This is a genomic window from Mesorhizobium sp. M7A.F.Ca.CA.004.06.1.1 (assembly GCF_003999135.1).
GTDB lineage: Bacteria > Pseudomonadota > Alphaproteobacteria > Rhizobiales > Rhizobiaceae > Mesorhizobium.
Genome location: NZ_RZPQ01000187.1, coordinates 1 through 8,669 on the forward strand (window position 1 = coordinate 1; position 8,669 = coordinate 8,669).

The following is an 8,669-nucleotide window of genomic DNA, read 5'->3' on the forward strand; positions in this document are numbered from 1 at the left end:
GGTCATGCAGAAGATGCGGGCTGCCTCACTTGCCGATCTGGTGCGGATTGCAGCCATGCTCGATATTCCGATAACTCATTCCCGCCATGCAGGAGCTTTGTGAAGTGAATTCTCGTCAGTGGGTCGTCGCGATCGTGGACGATGATCCGTATCTACTTGAGTCCCTGGGAGATCTCCTGGAATCAGCCGGGCATAAGGTGCGCTCCTATGACACTGCCTTATCTCTCCTCCAGGGTGATCGGCTGTCGGAAGTAGACTGCCTGATCACTGATGTCGGCATGCCGGTCATGGATGGAGTCGAACTGCAGCGGAGGGCAAATGCTCGACTTCCCAACCTTCCCGTCATCTTCATCACAGGCAGGCAGGAACTGGCCACTCAAAGGCGAGTGACCGAAGCTTCTGTTTCTAGAGTATTTCAGAAGCCATTTGATACCAGAGCATTGCTGGATGCAGTATCCGACGCTCTCTTGGCTCGTGATTGACGCGGATACAAATACACGATCGTCCTTTTGGCGGTTTGCAGGATGGGACTTGTAAAGGATTTACCGTCGGCCAACCGAGGCCGTAGTCCGGTGTTATTGCTCTCTGGTCGTTACGGGGGGACGATGCGACTGGGAAAGCAACTGCGACAGAGGAGCTGTTCAAGGACGGTGACAGCGCGAGTCTGGCTGATTACCGTTGGCATCGGCGACTTGACGCAACGAGACTCGGATAGAGGCCTATGACGAACACGCGCAGGCTCGTAGATCTCTCGAATGTTGACCTCAAGGTCCTCGCCGAAGACGAAGAGCGTTTGCTGATGAGGGTGAGGCGCCGAGACGGCAACGCTGAGAAGACCGCGCTCGTTGTCAGGCCAAAATTGGACCAGTCACGGTTGGGCCTCGCAGCGCGCCTCGTTAATGAACACAGCCTGAAACCATATATCGAGGGCACATGGGCCGCGCGCCCGATGGCGCTTCTGGGGGAAGGAAACGTTACCGAGCTTCTACTCGATGATCCCGGCGGCGAGCCGCTTTCGCGGCAGGTCGGGGCACCGATCCCGATCCGGCGGTTCTTGATATTGTCCATGGCAATGTCGGATGCGACGGGGCAGATGCATGAAGCTGGGCTAATCCACAAGGATATCAAACCCGACAATTTTCTCATAAGTGGCTCCGGCGATCGCGCTTGGCTGATTGGCTTTGGCATCGCTTCGCGGCTTCCACGCGAGCGTCAGACTCCGGTGCCCCCCGAGGTGATCGCCGGTACCTTCGCCTATATGGCTCCGGAACAGACCGGACGCATGAACCGGTCGATCGATGCTCGCAGCGATCTCTACGCTCTCGGCGTTACCCTCTATGAAATGATCACCGGCGCCCTGCCATTTGTCGCTGCTGACCCAATGGAGTGGATTCATTGTCATGTGGCCCGTCAACCTATCCCTCCTTCAGAAAGGTTGACCGGAATTCCGGAGCCTGTTTCAGCCATCGTCATGAAGCTCCTGGCAAAGGCTGCGGAGGACCGTTACAGGACGGCCGCTGGCCTGAAGGCGGATTTGCAGCGGTGTCTCGAGGAATGGGAGGCGCGCGGGGCCGTTCGGCCGTTTGATCTTGGCACGCGCGACACGCCAACTAAGCTAATCTTCCGGGAAAAGCTCTACGGGCGCGACGACGAGATCAGATCGTTGATCACTGCGTTCGATCGGGTCGTGGCGAATGGCTCTCCCCAACTCGTTCTTGTGTCCGGCTATTCGGGGATCGGCAAATCGTCGGTCGTCAACGAATTGCACAGGTCGCTTGCGTCTCGGCGCGGACTTTTCGCTGCTGGTAAGTTCGATCAATACAAACGCGGAATTCCATACGCGACGCTGGCGCAGGCATTGCAAGGCTTGGTTGCACAATTGTTGAGCAAACACGAGGCCGAGCTAGCGCTGTGGCGGAATGAGTTCGCCACAGCCCTCGGGCCGAACGGCCAATTAATAGTCAATCTCATTCCAGAATTGGAAACCATTATCGGCGAACAACCCAAGGTGCCTGATCTTTCCGGTCCTGAGGCGCAGAACCGGCTACGCCTTGTGGTCCGACAGTTCATCGGTGTGTTCGCACGCCCAGAACATCCCCTCGTATTGTTCCTCGACGATCTGCAATGGCTGGATTCGGCGACCCTGGACATCGTCGAGAACTTGGTGACCCAGTCCGAAACGGGAAGCCTTCTCCTCGTGGGCGCATACAGGGACAATGAAGTTGCTCCAGATCACCCCTTGTATAGACGCCTGCGCTCCATCCGAACGTCAGGAGCGCCGGTTCAAGATATTCAATTGAGCGGAATCCAGCCGCAGGACATTGTCCACATGATCGCAGATGCGCTCGACGATCATCCACAGAGAGTGGCTCCGCTTGCCGACAGCGTATTTGCGAAGGCTGGCGGCAACCCCTTTTTCACCACCCAGTTCGTAGCGAGCCTCGTTGACGAGAACCTGCTCGTATACGATCCGGATTCATCGGGCTGGAGTTGGGATATCGATCAGGTCAATGCGAGGCGTGTAAGTGACAGCATAGTCGATCTCATGGTCGAGCGCCTGCGTCGCCTTCCGGAAGCCTCACAGCAGGCGTTGAGGCAAATGGCTTGCATGGGCAACGCTGTGAAAGCCCTGACGTTCCAGCGGATTGTCGAAGCATCTGCCGAGAAGGCACACATGCTTCTCCATGACGCTCTCCTGGCCGGTCTGCTCCTCCAGGTCGACGATGGCTACGCGTTTGCGCATGATCGCATCCATGAAGCAGCCTATGCCACCCTTCCCGAACCCGAGAAGGCCGCCACCCATCAACTGATCGGATCGCGGCTGCTTGCGACGCTTGATGAAGCCGAGATCGATGCCGATGTCTTCAACATCGTGAGTCAGTTCAACCGCATCGAAATCGGAAGCATCGCACCTGCGGAGCGCGCGAAGGTCGCAAACCTGTATTTGCGTGCTGGGCGGAAAGCCAAGGCGTCCGCCGCCTATTCGGCGGCGTGCGGCTACCTGGCAAGGGGACGATCGCAGCTCGTCGATGTCGGCTGGACGACACATGCCGAACTTGCATTCGCGCTGGCAATTGAGCATGCCGAATGCACCTTCCTCAGCGGCGATCTCGCGCAGGCCGATCAGATGATCTCTGCCTTGCTGACCCAAGAAACTGCCAACGTGGAGAAGGCGGCGGTCTACCGGCTCAAGGTGGAGCTTTGCGTTGTCAAGTCGGACAACAGCGGTGCGGTCGAAAATGGAGTGGAGGGGCTGGGGCTTCTCGGCTTCGACTTGCCGATACGCCCTTCCTGGGCAGACGTCGAGCGTGAATACGACGAGATTTGGAGGAACCTCCAGGGCCGCCCGATAGAGAGCTTCGCCGATCTGCCACCCATGACAGATCCACAAGCACTCGCGGCGATGCGTCTCTTGGCGGAGATGCAGCCGCCGGCGTATTTCTCCAGCTTCAACATGACGATCCTGGTAATCTGCAGGATGATAAATCTTTCCCTGACCCGGGGGGCTGCGAGTACGTCGGCGCAGGGTCTTGTTCTGTTGGGCTACGTCATCGGCCCCGCCTTCGGCCGCTACGAGGACGGGTATCACATCGCCCGGCTAGCGAGTGACCTTGCCTCAGAGCGAAACGGACCAGTCGACAAAGCGCGCGTGAACCATTTGACGGGACTTGCCGCCGCATGGACGGAGCCGCTGCCCGTGGTCCTCGATTGGCTGCGTGCAGCATTCAGAGGCGGAGTCCAAGCCGGCGATCTCTATTACGCCTGCTTCGAGGCTGCCGTAATCGTCCTGCATGTATTTCTCAGCGGCCAGAAGCTTGAGGATGTCGACCACGAGTGTAAGCGTGCGCTCGATTTTGCCCGGGACACCGGCTTCCAGGCTGGAATGGATTTGGTGATAGCCACCGAGCGCGCGGTAGCTAGCCTGCGGGGCCGGACGCGAGGACTCTCCGAGTATAGCGACGAAACCTTCGACGCCGGCGCCTTCGAAGCCAATCTCGCACGCTCGCAGAACTCCGTCGTCATGTGGTGGTACTGGACCCGCAAAACCATGGTTCATTTCCTTGCCGGGGAGTACGAGGCTGCCTTGGCCGCCGCGGATAAGGTGCAATCGCATTTCTCGATCCGGAACATGCAGATCGAGCAGATGGACTGCTTCTACTACGCCGGGCTTTCGCTCGCTGCACTCATTGATGAAGCCCCCGTTGCCGAGCGTGGCGCAATGCACGCGAAATTGGCTTCGCGGCACGCGCAATTGCGGGCCTGGGCCGAGGAAACGGGATCTCCGACATTTGCCGACAAGCATCTCCTCGTCGCCGCGGAGATCGCGCGGGTAGACGGACAAGATCTGAAAGCCCAGCGCCTCTATGAAGAGAGCATCCGCTTGGCGAAGGAAAACGGCTTCCTGCACAATGAAGCCGTTTCCAATGAGATGGCCAGCCGGTTCTATGCACGACAGAACTTTGAAAGAATCTCCCTGATGTATCTACGGGAAGCCCGCCTCTGCTATCTCCGCTGGGGAGCTCACGCCAAAGTCACGCAGATGGAGGCCGCGTATCCGCAACTGCGAGAAGAGCAGCCAGTGGCGCTTTCGACCGGCACGACGTTCGCGCCGGTCGAACAACTCGAATTAGCCACGGTGATCAAGGTCGTTCAGACTGTTTCGGGAGAGATCGTCCTCGACAAGCTGGTCGATGCGCTGATGCGCATGGCGATCGAACATGCAGGGGCAGGGAGAGCGGTCCTTGTGCTGAGTCAAGTTGCGGGGACTCATATCGAAGCCGAAGCCGAGATGACTGGCCACGGCGTGGTGGTCAGGTTGCGGGAAAACCTGAACTCCACAAGTGCCGCGCTGCCGGATGCAATCGTCCAGCACGTCCTCGGCACGAAAGAAACGGTTATCTTGGAGAATGCACTGTTGACCAGTCCTTTCTCCACCGACCCATATATCCTCGACCGGCATGTGCGCTCGCTTCTGGCGCTGCCTTTGATCAATCAAGGAAAGCTGATCGGCCTGCTTTATCTGGAGAACAATCTTGCCGCCAACGTATTCACGCCCAGTCAGATAGCCATTCTGAAGCTGATTGCGTCCCACGCCGCCGTAGCCTTGGAGAATACACGCCTTTATCGCGACCTCGCTGAACGCGAGGCGAGAATCCGTCGCCTGGTGGATGCCAACATCATCGGCGTCTTCATGTGGAGGTTCGATGGCCTGATATTCGAGGCGAACGACTCGTTCCTTGACATGCTAGGTTTCGATCGCGACGATCTTGCTGCGGGACGAGTTTATTGGACTGATTTGTCTCCACCTGAGGGTTGGGAAAACGACGCCAGAATGGTCGCGGAAGTAAAGGCAACGGGGATAGCGCCACCCTGGGAGAAGGAGTTCTTCCATAAGGATGGAAGGCGGGTTCCCGTGCTTCTTGGCGCCGCCACATTTGGCGATCCCGAATCGGACGGTGGGGTCACCTTCATTCTGGATCTGACTGCGCGAAAGCAGGCGGAGGAGGCTGCTCGTGCAAGCGATCGCCGTTATCGCGACCTTCAATCCGAATTGGCCCACGCTAGTCGGGTCGCTACAGTAGGGCAACTCTCCGCCGCAATCTCCCATGAGCTGCGGCAGCCTCTAGTGGGTGTGGTCACTAGCGCTTCGGCAGGCCTGAATTGGCTATCGGCAGGACCACCCAACATTCCGGCAGTCCGGCGTGCACTCGAGCGGGCGATGAGCGAGGGGCACCGGGCAGCCGAAGTGCTCGATCGCACACGCGCCCTTGTCACCAAGATGCCACCCAGGAACGACCTGGTCGACGTCAATGCAATTGTCTCCGACACTGTCGCGCTGGTTCGAGAGCAACTCGTCCTGAACGAGGTGTCGCTTGAGCTGAGGCTAGACAAGACCCTCTCTCGCGTCTTGGCGGATCGCGTCCAGTTGCAGCAGGTCATCCTGAACTTGATGCTCAATGCCATAGACGCCATGGCAGGTGTCAACAGTCGGCCGCGTGAACTGAAGATAGTCTCCGGACGCGAATCCCCTCATGTTGTCTATGTCGCAGTTCAAGACACTGGACCTGGCGTTCCATCCGGCCTGGAGGAAAAGCTTTTCGACGCCTTCTATTCGACGAAACCGGATGGGATGGGAATGGGACTGGCAATTAGTAAGACAATTATCGAATCCCACGGTGGCTCGCTCGGCACGACGCGTAATGAGCCACAGGGGGCAATCTTCTCGTTTTCCCTGCCAATCGACGCTCCTGAGCCGCCGTCTTAGTGCTCTCGCAGGGAACCCCGATAATGCCCAGTGAAAGACGCCAGTCCTTACTCGAACTTTTGTTCTGTGTATGTCTATAATTCAGCTTCCACCATCTCAGCAACATCGGCATGTATTTGCCTTGGCATATCCATAGGGGACATCTCAGATGTTCCGGAACGTTGCACGACCCGTTCTGGCGATCTTCCCTTTGCTTATGGCGATCGTTCTCGTCTTGGTGAGTGGTGAGCCGTGGCTCCTGATCATGGGCGTCGTGTCGGTCTGTGCCTTTGATGCTTGGCGTATCGGCTTCATTGGGGCGATCTTCGTGACGATGCTTTTTGCCCTAGCCCACTTTCCGCCCGCACATCTGATGACAGAGGGCGACCTCTCTCCTGCAGTGCAAACCGCACTCTTTGGAGGGGCAGCCTTGGTGATTTTCACCGTGATTAGGTGTGCAATGATTTTCCCCTCAAAGGCGGATGATCGCATGCGGTTCGCGGCAGCCATCGTTGACAACATGCCGGCCATGGGGTGGTCTCTGAACGGCAAGGGCGAATACACGTACACAAATAAGGCGGTACAGAACTATGTCACCGGCAACGAACGCCAGGCAGACTTGGACGACTGGAAAAATGCCATTCCGCTTGTGCACCCTGCCGACGTGGAGCAGACGTTTGGCCGGCTGGTGGAATGCCTCGCCAGCGGCGAGGATTTTGTAACCGATTGCCGCATCCAAGGACATGACGGCAGCTATCGTTGGTTTCGTGCAGTTGCTCGCGCTGCCCGGGGTGCCAAAGGAGACATTACCGGCTGGTACGGTACGTCCGTGGATATACACGAGCAGAAGCTCGTCGAGGAGGCCCTCAGAGAGAGTGAGCGAGAGCTTAGACAACTCGTTGACGCCATTCCTGCCCTGATCTGGTGCGCGACGCCCGAAGGTGAGCCGTTCTACGCAAATAAGCAGGTCAAAGCGTTTGCCGGCATCGCGATTGGCGACTTGGAGGTTCCAAACAAGACCCGCCTGCGTGAGGCCCTCGACGTGACCGTGCACCCCGACGATCGAATTCGGGTCGGTGACGCAATGATGCGGTCATTCTCGACGGGCACCTCCTTCGCGGAGATATACCGGTTGCGCCGTCATGACGGCATGTTCCGCTGGGTCGACAGTCGTCTTGCACCTCAATGCGACGACACGGGAAAGATCATACGCTGGTACGGCGTCCTCATCGATATTGACGAGAGCAAGCAGGCCGAGGAAGCCCTGCGCGCGAGTGAGAGGCAACTGCAGCTTCTGGTCGACACGGTGCCTGTCATGGTTTGGTGCGCTTCTGCTTCGGGCGAACCAACTTACATCAACAGACGGCTCAACGACTACGCCGGTATCCGCGCTGAGAAGGTCGACCAAGCGCGGTTCGATCGCAACCAGCAGATAGACCGGTTGATCCATCCAGACGACAGGGAACGATTCCGCCGCGCCCTGGTCGAGTCATTTGCTTTAGGCAGGCCGTTTACGCTGCGCTATCGTCACATGCGACACGATGGGCACTACCGCTGGGCCGACAGCCGGTCGGAGCCGCTTCGCGACGGGGATGGCCGACTGCTACAGTGGTATACGGTCATCACCGATATCGACGATGAAACGAGGATGCAGGAGGAACTGAGGTCGGCACATGAGAGACTTGCGAGCGCCTCGAAGGCTGCCAGCCTTTCCGAGCTGACCGCATCCATCGCGCATGAAGTCAATCAGCCACTGGCCAGCATCGTGGCAAGCTCACAGGCCTGCGAACACTGGCTGAAAGCTGATCCGCCTAACATAACACGCGCGATCGCCAACGTGGGCAGGATCACGAGGGATGCAAATCTGGCCGCAGACATCATTCGCCGAATCCGTGTCCTGTTCTTTAGAACCTCTGAAACTAGGACGCCGGTTAGCATCAACGAACTCGTCTTGGACGTCTGCCGGCTCATGGAGAACGAGCTTGCGGTGAACGCAATTCAGATAAGAACCGGCCCGGATGACGGCTTGCCATCGGTAATAGGGGACCGTATCCAGCTTCAGCAGGTTCTCGTCAACCTGATCCGGAACGGCATCGATGCCATGGAACGCATGCCTCCGGAGGAACGAGTCCTTGAAATCGGCTCGCGACTTATCGCCGGAAACCGGATCTCGGTGGAGGTTCGCGACCAAGGATCCGGAATGGAAGACCCGCACATGATCTTCGAGGCGTTCTACTCGACCAAGGCGAACGGCAAGGGCATTGGACTGGCGATCTGCCGTTCCATCATCGAGGCGCATGACGGGGAGATACGGGCTGAGAATGGCGAAAACGGAGGCGCCGTATTCACCTTTACGTTGCCTATTTCCAACCCGGGGCAAGATAGAAGAGACGTCGCGTGACGCGATCACAGTAAGTACTACAAC

3 protein-coding genes and 1 pseudogene are annotated in these 8,669 nt (G+C 58.0%); all 4 read left to right on the forward strand.

Features of this window, described 5'->3' with window-relative positions; genetic code table 11:
• Nucleotides 1–103: pseudogene (locus tag EN906_RS13770) on the forward strand (DNA-binding response regulator); the annotation flags it as partial.
• Nucleotide 104: 1 nt separating this feature from the next.
• Entirely contained in the window at nucleotides 105–482 is a 378-nt protein-coding gene (locus EN906_RS13775) for a response regulator (RefSeq protein ID WP_127270690.1), read from the forward strand.
• Nucleotides 483–721: 239 nt separating this feature from the next.
• Nucleotides 722–6,265 carry an ATP-binding sensor histidine kinase gene (locus EN906_RS13780; RefSeq protein ID WP_127273142.1) on the forward strand — a complete coding sequence of 1,848 codons (5,544 nt, stop codon included), beginning with the start codon at nucleotides 722–724 and terminating at the stop codon, nucleotides 6,263–6,265.
• Between the two features lie 148 nt (nucleotides 6,266–6,413).
• Nucleotides 6,414–8,645, forward strand: a complete 2,232-nt coding sequence (locus EN906_RS13785; RefSeq protein WP_127266652.1) for a PAS domain-containing protein — start codon at nucleotides 6,414–6,416, stop codon at nucleotides 8,643–8,645.
• Nucleotides 8,646–8,669: the final 24 nt, after the last annotated feature.